A 1,419-nucleotide genomic window follows, 5' to 3' on the forward strand; every position below is an offset into this window, starting at 1 on the left:
GACGGACCTCAGGGGAAAAGCGCGTATTTTTAGTCATCCTGTTTACCTCTCTCTCAAAGAGTTTAGTCTCCAGGATTCCCGGGGCGGTTCATTTGACGACACGCTCAGCGTGAGGACCCCTGCTATTTTTACGAATGTAGCGATAACTGCTTCGGTGAACACCGAACAGCCGGCACAATAGCGCTACCGGGTAGTGCGCCCTCAGACTGTCTATTATCGTGAACTGTTCAGGGAGTCCGACATCAAGAGCGCGGTAGCCTTTTTTAGGATTTCATTCTCCATTTCAAGGCGTTGTATTCGTTTTCTCATTTCCCTGAGTTCAGTCTGCTCAGGCGTCAGAGGCAGCCCCGGGGGCGTTTTCCCCTGGCGCTCCAAACGTAACGATTTTACCCAGCGGTTGATAGCGGAGAGGCTGACGTTCATCGCCTTAGCCGCTTCGCCGTGAGTGTAGCTCTGATCCAGGACCAGTTTTGCCGCTTCGACTTTAAATTCAGCAGTAAATGCTTTGCTCATTGGTTCACCTGTAAGATGTTGAGGTGAGCATATCACCTCTACTCAGGTGGCCAAATTCAGTGTGCCACTACAGGATCAATTTCCTCCGTCCGCTCCTCGCTCATTGCGGACGGAGCTGCTGTCGCTGAATCAGGCCGGCCGGTGTGGTAAGCTGGTCTTTTCTGAACTGACAGACAGGCACATGAAAAAATCCACCCCGGTGCCGCATGATGCGGCCTTTAAGGCCTTCCTGACCCATCCCGACACCGCCCGGGACTTCATCGCCCTTCACCTCCCGGCAGAGCTGCGCGCCCTCTGCGACCTCAGCACCCTGAAGCTCGAGTCCGGCAGCTTTGTCGAGGAAAGCCTGCGCGCCTATTACAGCGACGTTCTCTGGAGCCTGAAGACCACCGCCGGCGACGGCTATATCCACGTCCTGATTGAGCACCAGTCCACACCGGACCGGCACATGGCCTTCCGCCTGCTGCGCTATGCCGTGGCCGCCATGCAGCGCCATCTCGATGCCGGGCATAAAAAGCTGCCGCTGGTCATTCCGGTGCTGTTCTATACCGGGAAACGCAGCCCGTACCCGTACTCCACCCGCTGGCTGGATGAGTTTGACGACCCGGCACTGGCCGGACAGCTGTATGCCGGGCCGTTCCCGCTGGTTGACGTCACCGTCATTCCGGACGACGACATCATGACCCACCGCAGCATGGCGGCCCTGACGCTTTTACAGAAACATATCCATCAGCGCGACCTTGCCGGTCTGCTCGACCGGCTGGCCACGGTTCTGCTGACCGGACATCTCACGGGACAGCAGCTGATATCGCTGATAAACTATCTGGTACAGGCCGGCGAGACCGACGACGCCGAAGCCTTTGTACGTCAACTGGCACAGCGGGTGCCGCAGCACGGGGACACACT

Annotated in this window: 2 protein-coding genes and 1 pseudogene; 2 read left to right on the plus strand and 1 reads right to left on the minus strand. The window is 57.5% G+C overall.

What is annotated here, in order from left to right; all coding sequences use genetic code 11:
- Positions 1–181, plus strand: a 181-nt coding sequence (locus ACSZO4_RS25535) for a hypothetical protein (protein ID WP_437891880.1), incomplete at its 5' end; no start/stop codon positions are given.
- On the opposite strand, the pseudogene ACSZO4_RS25540 reads toward ACSZO4_RS25535, so the two are convergent.
- A pseudogene (locus tag ACSZO4_RS25540) lies at positions 101–513 on the minus strand (transposase); the annotation flags it as partial. The gene ACSZO4_RS25535 and the pseudogene ACSZO4_RS25540 sit on opposite strands and share 81 nt — an antisense overlap.
- 181 nt (positions 514–694) lie before the next feature.
- Between ACSZO4_RS25540 and ACSZO4_RS25545 the strand changes: the two are divergent.
- The coding region (locus ACSZO4_RS25545) for an Rpn family recombination-promoting nuclease/putative transposase (RefSeq protein ID WP_437891879.1) at positions 695–1,419 on the plus strand (725 nt) is incomplete at its 3' end.

The sequence above is a fragment of the Phytobacter sp. V91 genome, from assembly GCF_965644225.1.
Lineage (GTDB): Bacteria > Pseudomonadota > Gammaproteobacteria > Enterobacterales > Enterobacteriaceae > CBFFRJ01.